The sequence below is a fragment of the Allocatelliglobosispora scoriae genome, assembly GCF_014204945.1.
GTDB lineage: Bacteria > Actinomycetota > Actinomycetes > Mycobacteriales > Micromonosporaceae > Allocatelliglobosispora > Allocatelliglobosispora scoriae.
The window spans coordinates 241,531-261,086 of the sequence record NZ_JACHMN010000003.1; the positions used below are offsets into that span (position 1 = coordinate 241,531).

Below are 19,556 nucleotides of genomic sequence, written 5' to 3' on the forward strand. Positions count from 1 at the left end.
ATGCGTATTGCGGTTACTGCGTACGGCGGCTTGACTCTTCCCGGGGTTCGGCGGAACATGGAGTGCGTCGCCAATCGCGCCCATCCGTGCCCACCCACATGCGCCGTGGTCCGGAAGCCGCGAAATACGGGCGCGCGTTGACCGGATTTCCGGTGGCGCAGAACAAGGAGATGATATGGCGAAGGCCCTCTTTGGCCACGTCGCAGCCACGCCTGATAGGCGCCTGGTGGACGAGGTCACGAAGTTGCGTGCCCGGGTGAACAATCTCGAATTCGAGATCACCCGATTGCGAGCCGAGAATGATCGACTCGCTGCGGCCGCCGTGGAAGCCGACGAACTGTTCCGTCTGGCCGAGCCGGCGATGGCCTGAAGCTCGTTTGAGCCTCTGGTCGGCTAGCCGACCGACGCTTTGACAGCAAGGCTTGCCGTAAGCCCGAAGATAGCGCGCCTGCCACATCCGTGGCGGCGCGCTGTTGTTTGTCACGCGCCTGTGGGACTTGTGCCAGGTTTGATATTTCTGACGCGCTCTGCGGGGCTCGATCGCTTCGCTCCCTCACTCTTCGTGACGACGTCGTGTCAGCGTTTGATGTTTGTGTAAGCCTGTGTTTGGGTAAACCTGAGTGAGAGTGTCCGAATAGGGCCCCAGCGGTTGAGCAGGTAATCTGTTCCCCCACCGCCCCACCGACCACACCAGCCCCCGGAGACGCGTGCACCTTAAGAGCCTGACGGTCAAGGGCTTCAAGTCCTTCGCCTCTGCGACAACGTTGAAGCTCGAGCCGGGAATCACCTGCGTGGTGGGGCCCAACGGCTCGGGCAAGTCCAACGTGGTCGACGCCATCTCCTGGGTCCTGGGTGAGCAGGGTGCCAAGGCGCTGCGCGGCGGCAAGATGGAAGACGTCATCTTCGCGGGCACGTCGGGGCGGGCACCCCTGGGCCGGGCCGAGGTCACCCTCACGATCGACAACACCGACGGTGCGTTGCCGATCGACTACACCGAGGTGTCGATCACGCGCCGGATGTTCCGTTCGGGTGAGAGCGAATACGAGATCAACGGCGACCGCTGCCGCCTCGTCGACATCCAGGAACTGCTCTCCGACTCCGGCATCGGCCGGGAGATGCACGTCATCGTCGGCCAGGGCCAGCTCGACGCGGTGCTGCACGCCAAGCCCGAGGATCGCCGCGCCTTCATCGAGGAGGCTGCGGGCGTTCTCAAGCACCGCAAGCGCAAGGAGAAGGCGCTCCGCAAGCTCGACGCGATGCAGGTCAACCTCAATCGCCTCACCGACCTCACCACGGAGCTGCGCCGCCAGCTCAAGCCGCTCGGCCGCCAGGCCGAGGTGGCGCGGCGCGCGGCCACGATCCAGGCCGATCTGCGCGACGCCCGCCTGCGACTGCTCGCCGACGACCTCTTCACCCTGCGGACGACCCTGGACAAGGAGGTCGCCGACGAGGCGGCCCTGCGGGATCGCCGCAAGGAGGTCGAGCGCGAGTTCGCCCAGGCCAACAGGCTTCTCGGCGAGCTGGAGACGGCGCACGCCGCCGACGCGCCGGCCCTCACCGAGGCCCAGGACATCTGGTACCAGCTCTCCACGCTCCAGGAGCGCTTCCGCTCCACCGCCCAGCTCGCCAGCGAGCGGCTGCGCCACCTCTCCACCGTGCAGCCCGAGGACGAGCAGCGCGGCCGCGACCCCGAGCAGCTGATCGCCGAGTCCGAGCGGGTGCGCGCCGAGGAGGCCGACCTGCGCGAGGCGCTCCTTGCCGACCAGGAGCGGCTCGCCGAGGCGGTCATGGCCCGTCAGGAGCTCGAACACGAGCTCGCCGCCGCCGAGCGAGCGCTCGTCGCCGCGGTCAAGGCGATCGCCGACCGCCGCGAAGGGCTCGCGAAGCTCGCCGGTCAGGTCAGCGCCGCCCGCGAGCGCACCTCCACCGCCGCCGAGGAGATCGCCCGCCTCTCCGCCGCCCACTCCGACGCCGCCGTCCGCGCCGCCGAGGCCCAGCTCGAGGTCGACATGGTCTCGGCCTCCTCGACCGAGGCCGACCGCGACAACGCCGCCCTCGACGAGGCGTTCGCCGAGGCGACCTCCGCGCTCGACGCCGCCAACGCGATCATCAAGCAGCTCTCCGACGCCGAGCGCGCCGCCGAGAAGGACGGCGCCGGCTGGAAGGCCCGCGAGGAGGCCCTCTCCCTGGGCCTGCGCCGCAAGGACGGGGCCGGTGCGCTGCTCGCCAAGGCCGACGAGGTCCCCGGCCTGCTCGGCAGCGTCGCCTCGCTGATCACGATCGACTCCGGCTGCGAGGTGGCGCTCGCCGCCGCGCTGGGTGTTCTCGCCGACGCGGTCGCCGTCACCGGCATCGACGAGGCCGCCGAGGCGATGCGCCAGCTGAAGATCAGCGACGCCGGGCGGGCTTCGCTGCTCGTCGCCGGGCGTGGCGGTGGCGGATACGCCTCGCAGGAGTCGAGCGAGCTGCCCGACGGTGCCCGCTGGGCCCGCGACGTGGTGCGCTGCCCCGAGCAGCTCCGCCCCGCGCTGGACCGGGCGCTCGTCGACATCGTGCTCGTCACCGACCTCAACGCCGCCACGGCACTCGTCTCGAAGCGCCCCGGTCTGCGGGCGGTGACGACGGACGGCGACATCGTCGGCGTACACGCCGCTGCTGGTGGATCTTCAAAAGCCCCGAGCCTCGTCGAGACGCAGGCCCAGGTCGAGGAGGCGCGGCAGCGGCGCACCTCGGCCGAGGCCGAGGTGGCGAAGCTGCGCGGCGAGATCGCGGAGGCCCGCGACGTCGCCGCGACCCGCAAGCAGGCCGTGGACTACGCGGCGCAGGCGAAGCGGCAGGCCGAGGGCGAGCGCAACGCCGCAGCCCGGCGCCTCGCGGAGCTCGGCGCCGCCTCCCGCTCGGCGAAGGGCGAGGCCGACCGCCTGGGCCAGGCCCGGGACAAGGCCGCGGCCAACCGCGAGCAGGACCTCATGCGCCTGGAGGAGCTTGAGGAGCGCCTGCACCTGGCCGAGGAGAGCCCGCTCGACGAGGATCCGTCCCCGGCCGCGCGCGACCAGCTCTCGGCCCTCGTGCCGCAGGCACGCCAGAACGAGATGGAGGTACGCCTCGCCGTCCGCACCGCCGAGGAGCGCGTCTCGTCGATCGCCGGTCGGGCCGACTCCCTGCTGCGTCAGGCCAACGCGGAGAAGGCCACCCGCGAGCGGGCCGCCGCCCGTCGGGCCGCCCGCGAGCGTGGCGCGCTGATCGCGAAGGCGGCCGAGGCAGGTGCCCGGTTCGCGCTGGAGAGCCTCGGCGGCACGCTCACCCTCGCCGCCCAGCGCCGGGACGAGATCGCCACCGCCCGATCGGCCCGCGAAGCGGAGCTCGCCGAGTGCCGTGCCAACGCCAAGCGCCACGGCGGCGAGCTCGACCGGCTCACGACCGAGGTGCACCGCGACGAGGTGGCCCGTGCCGAGCAGCGGCTGCGGATCGAGCAGCTGGAGCTGAAGGCGGCCGAGGAGTTCTCCCTCGATGTCGAGACCCTGCTCGGCGAATATGGCCCGCTCGTGCTCGTGCCGCCGAACGCCGACGCGATCGCGCTGGACCCCGATGCCGAGGGCGTGCAGTACGACCGGGCCACCCAGGAGAAGCGGGCGGGCAAGGCCGAGCGCGACCTGTCCCTGCTCGGCAAGGTCAACCCGCTGGCGCTGGAGGAGTTCGAGGCGATGGAGGAACGCTACAAGTTCCTCTCCGACCAGCTCGAAGACCTCAAGGCGACGCGCAAGGACCTGCTCACCGTGGTCAAGGATGTCGACGACCGGATCCTGCAGGTCTTCGCCGAGGCGTTCGCCGACACCGCCCGCGAGTTCGAGCAGGTCTTCAAGGTGCTCTTCCCCGGCGGCGAGGGGCGGCTCATCCTCACCGACCCGGACGACATGCTCACCACCGGCATCGAGGTCGAGGCGCGCCCGCCCGGCAAGAAGATCAAGCGGCTCTCGCTGCTCTCCGGTGGCGAGCGCTCGCTGACCGCGGTCGCGATGCTCGTGGCGATCTTCCGCGCCCGCCCCAGCCCGTTCTACATCATGGACGAGGTGGAGGCGGCGCTCGACGACGTCAACCTCGGCCGCCTGATCACCCTCTTCAGCCAGCTGCGCGAGAAGAGCCAGCTCATCATCATCACGCACCAGAAGCGCACCATGGAGGTCGCCGACGCGCTCTACGGCGTCACGATGCGTGCCGGTGTCACCGAGGTCATCAGCCAGCGGCTCGTCCGCGAGGACGCGGCCGGGGAGGACGACGAGTGAACCTGCGCAAGCCCGCCTTCGCACTCTTCCTGGACGAGGGCGTGATGCGCCAGGCGGGTGTGGTCGATTCGGAGGTGCTCGCCTTCGTCCGCGAGGTCCGGGCAGTCGGCCGCCCCGTCGTACTCTGCGCCAACACCGATGACGACCTGCGTGCCGAGCTTGCGGCGGCGGGGATCGCCGACGACTTCGACGCGGTGATCACCTCCGGCGAGGCCGGCTGGTTCAAGCCGAGCAAGCCGTTCTTCGAGGTCGCGACGGCCGCGGTCGAGACCGAGGCGAAGCGCTGCCTGCTCGTCGCGGCCACGGACCGGGATGTCCGCGGTGCTCGCGCGGCCGGCCTGGTCGCGATCCGCTTCACCACAACCGCTGATCTGGGGTACGCCCGCAAAGCCCTCGCCCTCCCAGCCTGATCCACTGCTCAAGATCGTCGCAACTCTTGAAGAGTTGGTGCCTCAGGCCGCCAGGTTTTAGGACCAACTCTTCAAGAGTTGCGACGATCTTGAGTGGGCTAGCCTGTCGGGGTGGCGGAGCTGGTGCTGGGGCCGATGTTGCGCCGGGTGGACGGCGATACCGCGCTGATCTGGGCGCAGACCGATGAGCCCGCGGTGGTGAGCGTCATCGCCGGTGACGTCGTCGCGTCGGCGCCCACGGTGGAGGTCGGCGGGCACCACTTCGCCCTCGTCGCGCTGGAAGGACTGCCGGTCGGGTCGACCGCCTATCAGGTGCGGGTGGACGGGGTCGAGGTCTGGCCGAAGCCTGGGCTGCCGCCGTCGGTGATCTCCATCCGGGGCGCGGGGGACGCGGACGCCGTCATCGCGTTCGGGTCCTGCCGCCGGGTCGGCGGCGACCACGCACCCGACGCGCTGATCGCCTATGCCGAGCGGCTGCTGGCCGGGGGAGCGGTGCCCGATCTGCTGATCTTCCTGGGTGACCAGATCTACGCCGACCACGCGCAGACCTTCGCCGACTATGCCCGGCTCTATCGCACGGCGTGGTCGCCCGACGAGGTGCGATGGCTGCTCTCGACGGTGCCGACCGTCATGATCTTCGACGATCACGAGATCGCCGACGACTGGAACTCCTCCGCGTCGTGGCTCGCCGACGAGGAGGCGAAGCCGGGATGGGCGGAGCACCTCGCCGCCGGGATGTCGTCCTACTGGGTGTTCCAGCACGCGGGGAACCAGCTCGGAACCGGGCTCGACGACGGGCCGGGCGGGTCGGCGTACCGGTGGAGTTATTCGCTGACGGTCGGGGCGACCCGCGTGATCGTGCTGGACAACCGCGCGGGCCGCGTGCTGACCCCCGGAGCGCGGGCGATGCTGGCGCCGCAGGATTGGGAGTGGTTCGAGGCCGAGGCGGAGCGGCCGAGCGCGCACCTGGTGATCGCCTGCTCGCTGCCGTGGCTCCTCGCACCGATGGTGCACCACGGAGAGGGCGCCTGGGAGCGGATCTGTGACCGGTGGCCCCGTGCCGAGGGGATCCGCCGCTACTTCGATCTGGAGCACTGGGCGGCCCTCGGCGACTCGTTCCGGGACCTGACGGCGCTGATCCGGCGCCTCGCCGACGGTGAGCGCTCGGTGATCGTGCTCGGCGGCGACGTGCACCACTCCTACGTCGCCCGCACCGACCTGCCCCGCGTCGTCCAGGTCGTCTGCTCGGGGTTCCGCAACCGCCTCGACGGGCCGCAGCGGCACCTGCTGCGGATCGGCTGGTGGCGGCCGCTCGGCTCGCTCGCCGGATTCGTCGCCCGGCTCGTCGGGGCGCACCCGCCGGAGCTGAGCTGGTGGGCGACCGGGCGGCCGTGGTTCGGCAACGCGATCGGCACGCTCGCGACATCGGGTCGGGCCGCCGAGATCGCGATCGAGGGGACGGAACCGTCAGGCGGGCTGTTCCTGGTAGCCCGCGAGTCGGTGCAGTGACTCCAGGAACGCGGGCTCGGCGCTGACCGGCCGGAAGAACTCCCGGTCGGCGGCCTCCACGACGGCCATGGACTCCTCGGCGAGAGTCCGGCCGGTCTCGGTGATGTCGAGCAGCCGCCGGGCCGGGTCGAACTCGCCGATCGTGCCCGCGAGCAGGTCGCGCTTCTCCAGCGAGAGCAGCACCTGCCCCACGGCCGCCACGTCGCCCCCGGCGAGCGAGGCGAGCTCCCGCTCGCTCGGTTGCCGACCCTCGCTGGTAAGCCACCACACGGCCATGAGCTGCACGAACTGCGCATGGGTGAGACCGAGCGGCGCCAGCGCCGCCGTCATCCGGCGCTGCCAGCGCAGGGTGACCCGCCAAAGCAGGAATCCCGGGCTCTCGCCCGCCGCGTCCGGGATCATCGGGTCTGTCCTGGGGTCTGTCATCGGGCCGCCACCTCGCTGCACTGGGTGACCGAAGTCGGTCTCGTCACAGAACACGAACTTTAGAGCGCCGCGACCAGTTCGGGGGCGGGACACCGGGCGGAAGCGGGATCTGTGTCACAGCCGGGCATCTGAGAGGATGTCCCGATGGAATACCTCGTCATCGCTGTGGTGGTACTGCTGCTCGCGCTCGGTACCGCGCTCCTGGTCGCACGCCGCCGCCGCACCGCACTGCCCCCATCGGAGCAGCCCGGAGCCGTCGAGGCGCCCGCGGCGGAGCGTCCGGCCACCGCCGAGGTTCCGCCCGCGGTCACGGTGCCGCCCGCGGTGGAGGCGCCACCCGCCATCGAGGTTCCACCCGCCATCGAGGTGCCGGAGCCCACGGCGGGGCGGCTGGTCCGGCTGCGGGCCAAGCTCGCCCGCTCGCAGAACGCCCTCGGCCGCGGCCTGCTCGCCGTGCTCTCGCGCGACCACCTCGACGACGACTCCTGGGACGAGATCGAGGAGAGCCTCATCGGCGCCGACGTCGGCGTGGAGGCGACCGGGCAGATCGTGACGAAGCTGCGGGAGCGTACGCGGATCCAGGGCACGCGGACCGCGACCGAGCTGCGGACCATGCTCGCCGACGAGCTGATCGCCGCCCTCGACCCGGGCATGGACCGCAGCCTCGCCGCCACCCCCAAGGACGGCAAGCCCGCGGTGATCCTCGTCGTCGGTGTCAACGGCGCAGGCAAGACCACCACCTGCGGAAAGATCGCCCGCGTGCTCGTGGCGGACGGCCACACCGTGGTGCTCGGCGCCGCCGACACCTTCCGGGCGGCCGCCGCCGACCAGCTCGCCACCTGGGGCAGCCGGGTGGGCGCCTCCGTCGTCCGCGGCCCCGAGGGCGGTGACCCCGCAGCTGTCGCGTTCGACGCCGTGCGCCGGGGCACCGAGGACGGCGTCGACACGGTGCTGATCGACACCGCGGGCCGCCTGCAGAACAAGATCGGCCTAATGGATGAGCTCGGCAAGGTCAAAAGGGTCGTCGAGAAGCACGGACCAGTCGGAGAAACCCTGCTCATCCTTGACGCCACCACCGGGCAGAACGGCCTTGAGCAGGCACGCGTCTTCACCGAGGTCTGCGACGTCACCGGCGTGGTCCTGACCAAGCTGGACGGGACCGCCAAGGGAGGTATCGTCATCGCTGTGCAGCGCAAGCTTGGGATCCCGGTAAAGCTCGTCGGGCTCGGTGAGGGCCCCGACGATCTGGCCCCGTTCGAGCCCGAAGCCTTCGTCAACGCGCTGCTGGGCGACGCGTGACTGTGGACTCCGAGCTCGAGATCCCGCTGCGCGGCGGGAATGTCAGCACCGTCGTCCGCGTCGGCGACACGGTTCGCCGCAACGTGGGCCCGTGGACACCGGCCGTGCACGCGCTCCTGCGCCACCTCGAGCTCTCCGGCTTCACCGGGTCGCCGCGCGCCCTCGGCATGGACACGCAGGGCCGCGAGGTCCTGTCCTACCTCTCCGGCGAGTGCGGGGAGTATCCGCTCAAGCCGCACTGGGTGACCGACGAGGCGCTCGTCACGGTCGCCACGATGCTGCGGATGTTCCACGACGCGCAGGCCGGGTTCCGGCAGCCCATGGGGAGCGTGTGGCGCTCCTTCGGGCCGCCGCCGCCCGACGCCGAGGTGATCTGCCACCACGACGCCGCACCGCACAACGTGATCTGGCGGCCGGACGGCACGCTCGCGATGATCGATTTCGATCTCGCCTCGCCGGGGTCCCGGATCTATGACGTCTCCTATGCCGCCTGGACGTGGGTGCCGCTCTTCAGCGACCGGGACTCGGTGACGCTGGGGTGGCACCGGCCGGATCGGCCGCGGCGGCTGCGGTTGTTCGCGGACGCCTACGGGCTGATTCCGCGGGACCGGCATCGGCTGGTGCGGACGATCCGGAAGCGGATCGTGGATCACGTCGAGGGCATTCGGCGGATGGCCGCTTCCGGGGACCCGGCGTTTGTGCGGATCGTGAACAAGGGCCATCTGCGTCGGCCGTTGCGGGACTTGCGGCTGCTGGATTACGAGCGTTACACGCTGGAGCACGCTCTTCGTTAGTGCTTGCGCTTCGGGTCGTTTGGCGGGGATCGACCCGCTCTGGGCGGTCAGGCTTGATCCCGTCGCGGGTCGATCCCCGCCAAACGACCCCCGGGGTGACCCTGAGGGGGTCGGCCGTCTTTTAGTTCGTCTCGACGGTGACCCGTGTTGGTTCAGTTGGCGTAATTGTGGTGTTTGTCCTGGTGGCGGTGTCGGCTGCCGTGCGCTTTTTGGGGCTTGGTGAAGGTTTCTTCACACGTTGGAAACAGATCGTCATGGAGATGAAACCGCGCAACGCGAATGCGCGAAACACGCGGACGGAATCCTGCCTCAACAACCGGCGCACCGGCAGTGCCGCCCCCGCCGGCCGGAGGACCTCACACACTTAGGAGGGCAGCGTGCTGCTCCTGGATGACGTGCCGACGATCGACACCGGGAATACCACCTGGCTGCTCGTGTCGACCGCACTTGTGTTGCTCATGACGCCGGGACTCGCCTTCTTCTACGGCGGTCTGAACCGGTCCAAGAGCGTTCTTAACATGATGATGATGAGCTTCTCGTGCATCGGGCTCATCTCGATTCTGTGGCTGATCTACGGCTTCACGTTCGCCTTCGGTGTGAACGACAACGCCGACCTCAACGCCTACATCGGCAACCCGACCACCTACCTCGGTGGCGAGACCTCGACGACCTTCAGCGAGTTCTGGGTCGCCGGTGGCGCGTCGACGGGCATCCCGACCTACGTCTTCATCGCCTTCCAGATGATGTTCGCCATCATCACGGTCGCGCTGATCAGCGGTGCGGTCTCCGACCGGACCAAGTTCGCCGGCTGGCTGGTCTTCGCGTTCGGCTGGTTCACGCTGGTCTACGTTCCGGTCGCGCACTGGGTGTGGGGCGGCGGCTTCATCGGCGCCAAGATCCACGCTCTGGACTTCGCCGGTGGAACCGCGGTTCACATCAACGCCGGTGCGGCGGCCCTCGGCCTCGCTCTGGTGCTCGGCAAGCGCATCGGCTGGCCCAAGGAGAAGATGAAGCCGCACAACGTGCCGTTCGTGGCGCTGGGTGCCGGTCTGCTCTGGTTCGGCTGGTTCGGTTTCAACGCGGGCTCCGAGCTCACGGCTGACGGCACCGCCGCGGTCGCGTTCATCAACACCCAGGTCGCCACGGCCGCCGCACTGCTCGGCTGGATCCTGGTCGAGTGGATCCGCGACGGCAAGCCGACCCTGGTCGGTGCCTCCTCGGGTGCGGTCGCGGGTCTCGTCGCGATCACCCCGGCCTGTGGCTTCATCTCGCCCTGGGCCGCCGTGGTCGTCGGCCTCATCGCCGGCGCGGTCTGCGCGCTCGCGGTCAGCCTGAAGTACAAGTTCGGCTACGACGACTCGCTCGACGTGGTCGGCGTCCACTTCGTCGGCGGCTGGATCGGTTCGCTCTCGATCGGTTTCTTCGCGAACGACTTCGTCAACTCGTGGATCACCGATGAGAAGATCCTGGGCGCGAGCAACGGCCTCTTCTATGGTGGTGGCTGGGACCAGCTGCTCCGTCAGTTCGAGGGCAGCGCGATCGTCTCGGTCTACTCGTTCGCGGTCGCGCTGATCCTCGGCTGGCTGATCAGCAAGACCATCGGTCTGCGGACCAAGCCCGAGGCGGAGCTGGACGGCATCGACGTCGCCGAGCACTCCGAGAGCGCGTACGACTTCACGACGGCCGGCGGCAGCAGCGGCGCCTTCGCCTTGGCCGGTATTGCGACCCCGAAGGCGTCGGCTCCGGCCGAGGTCGAGGAGTCGGCTCCGGCATCCGAGAAGGTGTCCGGATAAGGTCCTCAAGATGGAGGGATTGAGCATGAAGCTGGTCACCGCCGTCATCAAGCCTTACCAGCTGGATGCAGTGAAAGAAGCACTGCAGACGCTGGGCGTGGCTGGGATGACCGTCAGCGAGGTCCAGGGGTACGGACGGCAGAAGGGTCACACCGAGGTTTATCGGGGTGCCGAGTACACCGTCGAGTTCCTCCCGAAGATCCGCATCGAGGTCGTCACCGACGAGCTGGAGGTGGAGAAGGTGGTCGACAACATCGTGGCCGCCGCCCGTACCGGCAAGATCGGCGACGGAAAGGTCTGGGTCACCGAGGTTTCCGAGGTGGTCCGGGTCCGCACCGGCGAGCGCGGCATCGACGCGCTGTAGCAGATGACTGAATCAACGAACGGCGCCGCACGTGATCCACGTGCGGCGCCGTCCGCCTCCCTCCGACCGACCATGCCGACCGGCATCGGACCGGTCGCCCGGGAGCTGCGGGCCACCTGGCTCGACAGCTGGCTGCGCGGTGTCGTCGACACCGCCACCGAGGGCGCGGGCCTGCCGAAGGGCGTCGCGCTCGTCGCGGTGGGCGGTCTGGGCCGCCGCGAATGCTCCCCGCACAGCGATGTCGACCTGATCCTGCTCCACTCCGGGGTCTTCGGCATCGACGAGCTCGCCAGCAAGCTGTGGTACCCGATCTGGGACTCCCGCCGCGGGCTCGACCACTCGGTGCGCACGATCGCCGAGACCCTCTCCGCCGCGCACGACGACTCGAAGGTCGCCCTCGGCCTCGTCGACCTGCGCCACCTCTGCGGCGACCCGTCGCTGCTCGCCACCCTGCAACCGGCGGCGCTCGACCTCTGGCGGCGCACGGCGGTCATGCAGCTCTCCCGGCTGCGCGAGCTCACCGAGGCACGTTACGTGCAGCACGGCGAGTTGGCCCACCTGCTCGAAGGCGATCTCAAGGAGGCCGCGGGGGGCCTGCGTGACGTCGGCGTCCTGCGCGGCATCGGCCGGGCCGGGATCGCCGACGCGCTGCCGCCGGCGGTCCGGGCCGCGCAGACCCGCATCCTCGATGTCCGCGACGCGCTGCACCTGTCCGCCGGACGCAAGCTCGACCGGCTCGTCGCGCACGAGCGCGCCATCGTCGCCAAGGCACTGGGCCTCGCCGACGGGGACGCGCTGCTGCGCCGGGTCGCCACCGACGCCGCCACCATCGCGTGGACGCTGCAGGACGCGTGGCGCTCCGTGCACCGCTTCCGCGCCGATCTGCGGCGGGGCGGTGCCGTTCGCAAACCCGAGCGGCTGCCGCTCGCGGCCGACGTGGTCGAGTTCGACGGGGAGGTGGTGCTCGCCCGCTCGGCGGTCACCCCGCGACCCGACCCCGCCCTTTCGCTGCGCGTCGCCGCCGCCGCCGCGCACGCTCGGCTGCCGATCGCGCGGGCCACCCTGGAGTGGTTGTCCAGCCACGTGCCGGCCCTTCCGGTGCCGTGGCCGGACGGTGCGCGTACCGCGCTGATGTCCTTGCTCGGTTCCGGCTCTGGCCTGACCCCCACCTGGACCGCCTGCGACCGGTTCGGGCTGGTCACCACCTGGCTGCCGGAGTGGGGGCGCCTGCGTGGCGCGCCCCAGCACAATCCGGTGCATCGCTTCACGCTCGACCAGCACCTGGTCGCGGCGGCGGCGGAGGCGGGCAAGTCGCTGCGCGACGTGGCCCGGCCAGACCTGCTCCTGCTCGGCGCGCTCGTGCACGACGTGGGCAAGGGCCTGCCGGGTGATCACTCGACGGTGGGTCGCCCGATCGCCGCGGCGATCGCGGCCCGCGTGGGGCTGCCGGCTGACGACGTGGCGACGATCGAGTTCCTGGTACGCCACCACCTGCTGCTCCCCGATGTCGCCACCCGCCGCGACCTGAGCGATCCGGCGACGATCGCCACCGTCGTCGACGCCGTCGGCACGGTCGAGAGGCTCGAACTGCTGCACGCGCTCGCCAAGGCCGACGCGGTCGCGACGGGGCCGGCCGCCTGGTCGCCGTGGAAGGCGAGCCTGATCGACGAGCTCTTCACCACGACCCGCTCGGTGATGAAAGGCTCCCCGCTGCCCGCGCCGCCCGCACCCGACCCGGCCCTGCTCATCGGCGAGCTGCCGGTGGTGATCTGCGACGAGAGCCGCGTGAGCATCGCCGCCGCCGACCGGACCGGCCTCTTCGCCTCGGTGGCGGGCTCGCTGGCGACGCACCGGCTGGACGTGATGGCCGCCGACTCGGTGACGATCGACGGCCGGGCGCTGCTGCACTGGGTCGTCGCGCCGCGCTTCGGTGGCGAGGTCGACTTCGTCGCGCTCCGCGCGGACCTGCGCCGGGCCGCCCTGGGCCAGCTGCCGCCGCCGTCACACCGGGTGGTCCGCAGTGTGCCGGGCGCCGGTGAGCCCGCCCTGATGTGGCACGAGGGCGCGACCGACGCGGTGATCCTGGAGTTGCGTACCGTCGACGCTCCCGGCCTGCTCTATCGGGTCACGTCGGCGCTGGCGGATGCCGGTGTCGATGTCCGGGCGGCTCGGGTCTCGACCCTCGGCTCCTCGGTGGTGGACGCGTTCTACCTGCCACCGGATGTCGATCGGGCGGCGGCGGAGTCGGTGGTCCGGGCGGCGTTCCCCACGTCATGATCGTGCCGTTTCTGGGTAATAGCCCCTACAGCGAGGGTGACTTCCCGCAAACTGCGTGATCTTTCGACCGTGGGATACCCTTGGCCTGGCCCCTATCAGGTCTTCTTGCCTTCCGACATTTGGGACTTAAGCTGTGTTTGACACCTTGAGCGACCGGCTCTCCGGCATCTTCACGAAGCTGCGCGGCAAGGGCCGGCTCACCGATGCCGATATCGACGCCACCGCCCGCGAGATCCGGATGGCGCTGCTGGAGGCCGATGTCGCCCTGCCGGTGGTCAAGAGCTTCGTCGCGGCCCTCAAGGAGCGCGCGCGCGGTGCCGAGGTCTCCCAGGCGCTCAACCCCGCGCAGCAGATCATCAAGATCGTGCACGAGGAGCTCATCGGCATCCTCGGCGGCGAGTCGCGCCGGCTGCAGTTCGCGAAGCAGCCGCCTACGGTGATCATGCTGGCGGGTCTGCAGGGCTCCGGCAAGACCACTCTCGCGGGCAAGCTCGCGCGCTGGCTCAAGGCGCAGGGCCACCAGCCGCTCCTCGTCGCGTGTGACCTCCAGCGCCCCAACGCCGTCAACCAGCTCCAGGTGCTCGGCAAGCGGGTCGATGTCGAGGTCTTCGCACCGCAGCCGGGCAACGGCGTCGGCGACCCGGTCTCCGTCGCCCGCGAGTCGATCGAGCACGCCAAGCGCACCATGCGCGACATCGTCATCGTCGACACCGCCGGCCGACTCGGCATCGACACCGAGATGATGGCCCAGGCCGCCGCGATCCGCGACGCGGTCAACCCCGACGAGGTCATCTTCGTCATCGACGCGATGGTCGGCCAGGACGCGGTCGCGACCGCCGAGGCGTTCCGCGACGGCGTCGGCATCAGCGGCGTGGTCCTCTCCAAGCTCGACGGTGACGCCCGAGGCGGTGCCGCGCTCTCCGTGCGCCACGTCACCGGCCAGCCGATTCTCTTCGCCTCCACCGGCGAGAAGATGGAGGACTTCGACGTATTCCACCCCGACCGGATGGCGAGCCGCATCCTCGGCATGGGCGATGTCCTGACGCTGATCGAGCAGGCCGAGGCGGCCTTCGACGATCAGCAGAAGGAGAAGATGACGTCGAAACTGCTCGGTGGCGAGCAGTTCACGCTGGAGGACTTCCTCGAGCAGCTCACCGCGATCCGGCGGATGGGCCCGATCGCCAACATGCTCTCGATGATGCCCGGCATGGGCCAGATGAAGGACCAGCTCGCCGAGCTCGACGACAAGCACTTCGACCGCGTCGCTGCGATCATCCGGTCGATGACCCCGGCCGAGCGCGCCAACTCCAAGCTGATCAACGGTTCGCGGCGCCTGCGCATCGCCAACGGCGCCGGCGTGACCGTGATGGACGTCAACCAGCTGCTCAACCGCTTCGTCGACGCGCAGAAGATGATGAAGCAGATGGGCGGCGCGATGGGCCTGCCCGGCGGGCGGCGCAAGGCCACGAAGTCGCCGAAGAACAAGCGCAAGGGCACCAAGGGCGGCAACTACTCCGGCGGCGGTCGCGGTGGCCTGCCGGGGATGCCCGCGGGAATGCCGCAGCTCCCCCCGGGCCTGGACCCGGCCGCGCTGCAGCAGCTCGAGGGCGGCTTCAAGCCCCCGAAGCTCGACTTCAGCAAGATCATGAAGCGCGACAAGTAGTCCTCGGAGCCGCAACTCTTCAAGAGTTGGTGTTAAGGCCTGGCGGCCTGAAGCACCAACTCTTGAAGAGTTGCGGCTTTTTGGTGTGATCTCATGTCAGCGTGACGGCTCTGCATTTTCGCGGCGTGGTGCTCCCCGACGACGAGGTACGCGACCTGTGGCTGGTCGGGGACCGGGTGACGTTTGCCCCGGTGGCGGGTGCGACGACGGTATCCGATGGCGGCTTCATCCTGCCGGGGCTCGTGGACGCGCACTGCCACATCGGCATCGCACCGGGTGGTGCCCCGGTCGTCGAGATCGCGCAGGCTCGGGAGCTGGCCCTGATCGACCGGGCGGCGGGGGTGCTGGCGTTGCGGGACGCGGGGTCGCCGCTGGCGTACCCGGAGCTGGATTTTGATCTTGATTTGCCTCGGCTGGCCCGGGCCGGGCGGCATGTCGCACCAGTGAAGCGCTATCTGCGCGACATCGGGGTGGAGGTGCCCGCCGAGGGCGTCGCGGCGGAGGTCGCGACGCAGGCCGCCGCGGGCAACGGCTGGGTGAAGCTGGTGGGGGACTGGCTCGACCGGGACGCCGCCGATCTCGCGCCCGCCTGGGACACCGCCACGCTGGCGAGTGCCGTCGCGTCGGCGCACGCGGCGGGAGCCAGGATCACCGCCCACTGCTTCGCGGAGGAGTCGGTGGCCACGCTCGTGCGGGCCGGGATCGACTGTGTGGAGCACGGCACCGGACTCGCCACGGACGACATCGACGAGATGGCCCGGCGGGGGACCGCGCTGGTCCCGACGATGATCAACATTGAGACGTTCGGCGGGATCGCGTCGCGGGCGGCGGAGAAGTTCCCCGGCTACGCCAAGCACATGCTCGCGCTGCGTGACCGGTTCCCGTCGGTGGTGGCGCAGGCCCATGAGGCGGGCGTGCCGATCTTCGTCGGCTCCGATGCCGGCGGCGGCATCCCGCACGGGCAGGCCGCGCAGGAGATGCTGCGGCTGCAGGCGGCCGGAATGTCCACACTGGAGGTTCTCGCCGCCGCGAGCTGGGGCGCGCGGGAGTGGCTGCGCTTCCCCGGGCTGGTCGAGGGGGGTCTCGCCGACCTCGTCGTCTACCCCGAGGACCCGCGCCGGGACCTGCGTGTCGTGCAGGCCCCGGCCCGGATCGTGCTGCGCGGCCGGATCGTGGTCTAGCCGATCATTTCGTGAAGCCCCACACCTTGATCTGCCCGCTGGCGACGCAGATCAGGTGTGTGGTGTTCCAGCCGCATTCGCCCACGCCATCCACCTCCCCCAGCAGCACCGGGTCGGCCGCTATCGGCGAGGTGGCGAAGACCTCGTAGCCGTTCTTGCCGAAGCCGCGGAAGATGATCAAGGCGTTGGTGTCGAGCCAGTAGGCGTCGCCCCTGCGCCCCTCGGCACTGAGCACCTCCCGGCCGTCGCTGTCGGTCACCGTGCTCACCATGTCGCTCTGACCGGGAGAGATGCTGACCAGCAGCAGCCCGTTAACGGTCCTGAGGTCTCGCGACTCGACGTTGCGCCGCCACGCCACCTTGCCGTCGGTGGTGCTGATCGAGGTGAGCCCGTATTTCCCGGACCGGTCTCCCTCGGCGAATTCGGTGAAGCAGAGCCTGCCGGTGCCACACGGGGTCAGGCTGTGGGCGCTGGCGGCGTCGTTCGTGTAGAGCTGCCGCGTGGCCCCACCCGGGCGCAGATCCGTGGCGCGGATCACGGCCGTCGCGTTGATCCTGCTGGTGTAGAGCACGCCGTCGATGGTGAGCATCTCATCGTGCGCATCCTGGCCGGCCGGGTCGGCCGCCTTCGGGTGGCGGCTGACCTCCGCGCTCGTACGGGCATTGCGCACGATCGCCGTGCCGTCGGTGGTGACCTGCACGATCCGCGTGAAACCAAAGTCCGCCCCGGGGGAGAATCGGCCTCGATTGCTGTTGACGTCACCCATCGCAGCGGTGCTGCTGTCCGCCATCAGGTGCACCGTCGGGTTGCCCCCGTCGGGCAGCGACCACTGGACCTTGCCGGTGGCGAGGTCGTAGGCGCGAATCGTCCGGTCGAGTCGAGAATCGATGATCATCAGCGATTCGCCGATGATCACGTGGTCCTCCTCGAAGTTGTTGACGTCGACTCGCATCAACACCTTGCCGTTCTTCTGATCGAGGACGGTGACGGAGCCGTCGGGCCGGACACCGGCGTCGTGGCGGCCGCTGGCGATGACGTACCTCGGGTGCCAGCTGACGAATGCCGCGTCGCCGAAGGTGCCGATCGTCTTCGGGCCCCACGCCACCCTGCCGTTGCTCAGATTGATCGCGGTAACGGTCAGCTTCCCGTCGTCCTCCGTCTGCCGGCCGACGAACGCCCGGTCGGCGGTGGTCGGGATCGTCGTGACGCGAGTGGGGCCGTCCACCGTCACCGCCTCGCCGACCTGCCGCAGCGAACCGAACGGGATGACCGGGCCGGGGACCGAGTGGCTCGCCACGGGCTGTGGCGCGATGTCCGGGTCGCTGCCGGATCCGCCGCGCACGGCCACACCCACACCCCCGACCAGCACCAGTACGCCGGCAGCGGCGCCTGCGACCGTCCGGAGGGTCCGGCTTCGCCCCCGGCGCCTCGCCACCGCCGGTACGCCGGTCGGCACGGCGTCAGCGTCCTGGCGGAGTGCCGCGAAGAAGGGATCGAGATCAGCGGTCATGGCGTCCCCCTGTGTGCGTGCGGGGCTTGAGGTCGGAGAGGGATTCAGCGAGAGCGGCCCGTCCCCGCAGCAGCCGGGACTTGACGGTGTTGACGTTCGTGCCGGTCTCGTCGGCGATCTCCGCCAACGACCGGTCCATCAGGTGATGCAGCAGGAGCACCTGCCGCTGCTCGAAGGGGAGGCCGCGCATCGCGGCCACCAGGAGCACGGTCTCCTCCGAGGGCGGCTCCACCGCCGGGGTCGGCGGATGGGATGCCGCAGCGGCCCGCCGCACCCGCAACCGTCGCCATCTGTCCAGGGCGAGCCGGTTCACCACCAGCCTCAGCCACGCCTCCGCGTCGTCATAGGCCCGCAGGCGGCGCCAGCGTTGCCAAGCCCTGGCGTACGCCTCCTGCGCCAGATCCTGTGCCTCCCCGGGGTCGCCGGTGAGGCCGTAGGCGTACCGCGTCAACCGTTGCGAAGTGCCCCGGTAGAACGCGTCGAACGTCTCGACGTCGGTCATCTTCCCTGCCGTCAGCTAGTGAAGTGGGTTCATATGCTGACACGGCACGCCCCGGCGCGAGGTTGCCCTTCATCGATGATCAACTGCACGGGTAGGATTGCTCCTCATGGCACGCGTGCTCACTCCCCGAGCGGAAGACTTTCCCCGCTGGTACCAAGACCTGATCGCCAAGGCCGAGCTGGCCGACAACGGCCCTGTGCGCGGGACCATGGTGATCAGGCCGACCGCCTACGCCATCTGGGAGCGCATGCAGGCGGACATGGACGCCCGCATCAAGGTCACCGGTGCGGAGAACGCGTACTTCCCGCTCTTCATCCCCGAGAGCTACCTCAAGCGCGAGGCGCAGCACGTCGAGGGCTTCTCGCCGGAGCTGGCGGTCGTCACCCACGGTGGCGGCAAACCGCTCGCGGAGCCGATCGTCGTGCGCCCCACCAGCGAGACGGTCATCGGCGAGTTCATGGCGAAGTGGGTCGACTCCTACCGCGACCTGCCGCTGCTGCTCAACCAGTGGGCCAACGTGGTCCGCTGGGAGCTGCGCCCCCGGCTCTTCCTGCGCACCAGCGAGTTCCTCTGGCAGGAGGGCCACACGGCGCACGCCACCGAGGCCGACGCCAAGGACTACACGCTGCGGATCCACCACGAGGTCTACGAGCGCCACATGCGCGAGCTGCTCGCCATCCCCGTGGTCGTCGGCCGCAAGACCGACCGTGAGCGCTTCGCGGGTGCCACCAGCACCTACACGCTCGAAGCGATGATGGGCGACGGCAAGGCCCTGCAGATGGGCACGTCGCACGAGCTCGGGCAGAATTTCGCCAAGGCGTTCGACATCACCTACTCCTCGTCGACCGGCAGCCGCGAGCACGCGTGGACCACCTCCTGGGGCACCTCGACCCGGATGGTCGGCGGGCTCATCATGTGCCACGGCGATGACAACGGCCTGCGCATCCCGCCGCTGCTCGCACCGACCCAGGTGCTGGTCACGGTCGTCAAGGAGACCGACGGATCGGTCACCTCGGCCGCCAGGACGGTCTATGAGGACCTGCTCGCCGTCGGGGTCCGGGCCAAGCTCGACGACCGGGTCGACACGCCGTTCGGCCGCCGGGCCGTCGACGCCGAGCTCAAGGGCATCCCGCTGCGGGTCGAGGTGGGACCCCGCGACCTGGCCAACGGTCAGGTCGTGCTGGTACGCCGTACCGACGGCTCGAAGACGCCGCTCGCCCTCGCCGAGCTCGTGGGTGCCGCGACGGCCGCCCTGGAGCAGGACCAGAAGGCGCTCTACGACAGCGCGCTGGAGTTCCGCGAGTCGCGGACCGCCGACGTCTCTACATTGGATGATGCACTCGCCGCTGCGGCGACCGGCTGGGCCCGGCTGCCGTGGTCGGCCGTCGGTGTCGAGGGCGAGGCTCGGGCCAACGCCGAGGCGGTCACCGTGCGCTGCCTCTACCGCGCCGATGGTTCCGTGCCCGCGTCGCAGGACGAGCCCGACCTGATGGCGATCCTGGCCCGCTCTTACTGAGTCTTGAGGTGACGGTGCCCCGCCCCCCG

General features: G+C 70.1%; 15 protein-coding genes. 12 read left to right on the plus strand and 3 right to left on the minus strand.

From position 1 onward, the window contains the following. Positions 1-175 precede the first annotated feature (175 nt). The 4 genes from F4553_RS27740 to F4553_RS27755 all read left to right on the plus strand — a co-directional run bounded on the left by F4553_RS27740 (position 176) and on the right by F4553_RS27755 (position 6,202). Positions 176-370, plus strand: coding sequence for a hypothetical protein (locus F4553_RS27740; protein ID WP_184841624.1), 195 nt, complete (start codon positions 176-178; stop codon positions 368-370). A 337-nt stretch (positions 371-707) separates the two neighbouring features. Beyond that, on the plus strand, positions 708-4,283 hold the full coding sequence (smc, locus tag F4553_RS27745; RefSeq protein ID WP_184841626.1) for a chromosome segregation protein SMC: 3,576 nt from the start codon (positions 708-710) through the stop codon (positions 4,281-4,283). Further along, positions 4,280-4,693 (plus strand): HAD family hydrolase, encoded by a 414-nt coding sequence (locus F4553_RS27750; protein WP_184841628.1) that lies wholly within the window; start codon positions 4,280-4,282, stop codon positions 4,691-4,693. Before smc ends, F4553_RS27750 begins: the two co-directional genes overlap by 4 nt. Positions 4,694-4,804: 111 nt before the next feature. Then, positions 4,805-6,202 carry an alkaline phosphatase D family protein gene (locus tag F4553_RS27755; RefSeq protein WP_312875412.1) on the plus strand — a complete coding sequence of 466 codons (1,398 nt, stop codon included), beginning with the start codon at positions 4,805-4,807 and terminating at the stop codon, positions 6,200-6,202. Here F4553_RS27755 and F4553_RS27760 read toward each other — a convergent pair. Next, a complete protein-coding gene (locus F4553_RS27760) occupies positions 6,161-6,628 on the minus strand; it encodes a MarR family winged helix-turn-helix transcriptional regulator (RefSeq protein ID WP_221470513.1) in 468 nt (155 codons plus the stop codon). The two genes, F4553_RS27755 and F4553_RS27760, sit on opposite strands and share 42 nt — an antisense overlap. A gap of 144 nt (positions 6,629-6,772) precedes the next feature. On the opposite strand from F4553_RS27760, the gene ftsY reads away from it, so the two are divergent. The 7 genes from ftsY (at position 6,773) to F4553_RS27795 (ending at position 15,999) form a co-directional block, all read left to right on the plus strand. Beyond that, entirely contained in the window at positions 6,773-7,927 is a 1,155-nt protein-coding gene (gene ftsY, locus F4553_RS27765; RefSeq protein WP_184841630.1) for a signal recognition particle-docking protein FtsY, read from the plus strand. Beyond that, on the plus strand, positions 7,924-8,721 hold the full coding sequence (locus tag F4553_RS27770; protein ID WP_184841632.1) for a phosphotransferase: 798 nt from the start codon (positions 7,924-7,926) through the stop codon (positions 8,719-8,721). Before ftsY ends, F4553_RS27770 begins: the two co-directional genes overlap by 4 nt. Before the next feature lie 386 nt (positions 8,722-9,107). Continuing rightward, entirely contained in the window at positions 9,108-10,514 is a 1,407-nt protein-coding gene (locus tag F4553_RS27775; RefSeq protein WP_184846992.1) for an ammonium transporter, read from the plus strand. Between the two features lie 25 nt (positions 10,515-10,539). Next, positions 10,540-10,878: a P-II family nitrogen regulator gene (locus tag F4553_RS27780; RefSeq protein ID WP_184841634.1), complete on the plus strand. Its 339-nt coding sequence runs from the start codon at positions 10,540-10,542 to the stop codon at positions 10,876-10,878. A gap of 72 nt (positions 10,879-10,950) precedes the next feature. After that, complete coding sequence (locus F4553_RS27785; protein WP_184841636.1) at positions 10,951-13,155, plus strand: [protein-PII] uridylyltransferase; 2,205 nt, start codon at positions 10,951-10,953, stop codon at positions 13,153-13,155. Between the two features lie 133 nt (positions 13,156-13,288). Continuing rightward, a complete protein-coding gene (gene ffh, locus F4553_RS27790) occupies positions 13,289-14,818 on the plus strand; it encodes a signal recognition particle protein (RefSeq protein ID WP_184841637.1) in 1,530 nt (509 codons plus the stop codon). A gap of 101 nt (positions 14,819-14,919) precedes the next feature. After that, a complete protein-coding gene (locus F4553_RS27795; RefSeq protein ID WP_184841639.1) occupies positions 14,920-15,999 on the plus strand; it encodes an amidohydrolase family protein in 1,080 nt (359 codons plus the stop codon). A gap of 4 nt (positions 16,000-16,003) precedes the next feature. Here F4553_RS27795 and F4553_RS27800 read toward each other — a convergent pair whose 3' ends face one another. Together F4553_RS27800 and F4553_RS27805 are read right to left on the minus strand one after the other, a co-directional pair. Next, positions 16,004-17,509 carry an outer membrane protein assembly factor BamB family protein gene (locus F4553_RS27800; protein ID WP_184841641.1) on the minus strand — a complete coding sequence of 502 codons (1,506 nt, stop codon included), beginning with the start codon at positions 17,507-17,509 and terminating at the stop codon, positions 16,004-16,006. Further along, positions 17,499-18,011 (minus strand): SigE family RNA polymerase sigma factor, encoded by a 513-nt coding sequence (locus F4553_RS27805; RefSeq protein ID WP_184841643.1) that lies wholly within the window; start codon positions 18,009-18,011, stop codon positions 17,499-17,501. Before F4553_RS27805 ends, F4553_RS27800 begins: the two co-directional genes overlap by 11 nt. A 106-nt stretch (positions 18,012-18,117) precedes the next feature. Between F4553_RS27805 and proS the strand changes: the two genes are divergently transcribed. Continuing rightward, a complete protein-coding gene (gene proS, locus F4553_RS27810) occupies positions 18,118-19,527 on the plus strand; it encodes a proline--tRNA ligase (protein ID WP_184841645.1) in 1,410 nt (469 codons plus the stop codon). The last annotated feature ends 29 nt before the right edge of the window (positions 19,528-19,556 follow it).

Excerpts from the sequence above, each read along its gene's own strand:
- F4553_RS27740 (WP_184841624.1), top strand. The coding sequence starts at position 176 with ATGGCGAAGGCCCTCTTTGGCCACGTCGCAGCCACGCCTGATAGGCGC.
- F4553_RS27760 (WP_221470513.1), bottom strand. The coding sequence starts at position 6,628 with ATGACAGACCCCAGGACAGACCCGATGATCCCGGACGCGGCGGGCGAG.
- ftsY (WP_184841630.1), top strand. The coding sequence starts at position 6,773 with ATGGAATACCTCGTCATCGCTGTGGTGGTACTGCTGCTCGCGCTCGGT.
- F4553_RS27780 (WP_184841634.1), top strand. The coding sequence starts at position 10,540 with ATGAAGCTGGTCACCGCCGTCATCAAGCCTTACCAGCTGGATGCAGTG.
- F4553_RS27785 (WP_184841636.1), top strand. The coding sequence starts at position 10,951 with ATGCCGACCGGCATCGGACCGGTCGCCCGGGAGCTGCGGGCCACCTGG.
- F4553_RS27800 (WP_184841641.1), bottom strand. The coding sequence starts at position 17,509 with ATGACCGCTGATCTCGATCCCTTCTTCGCGGCACTCCGCCAGGACGCT.
- F4553_RS27805 (WP_184841643.1), bottom strand. The coding sequence starts at position 18,011 with ATGACCGACGTCGAGACGTTCGACGCGTTCTACCGGGGCACTTCGCAA.
- proS (WP_184841645.1), top strand. The coding sequence starts at position 18,118 with ATGGCACGCGTGCTCACTCCCCGAGCGGAAGACTTTCCCCGCTGGTAC.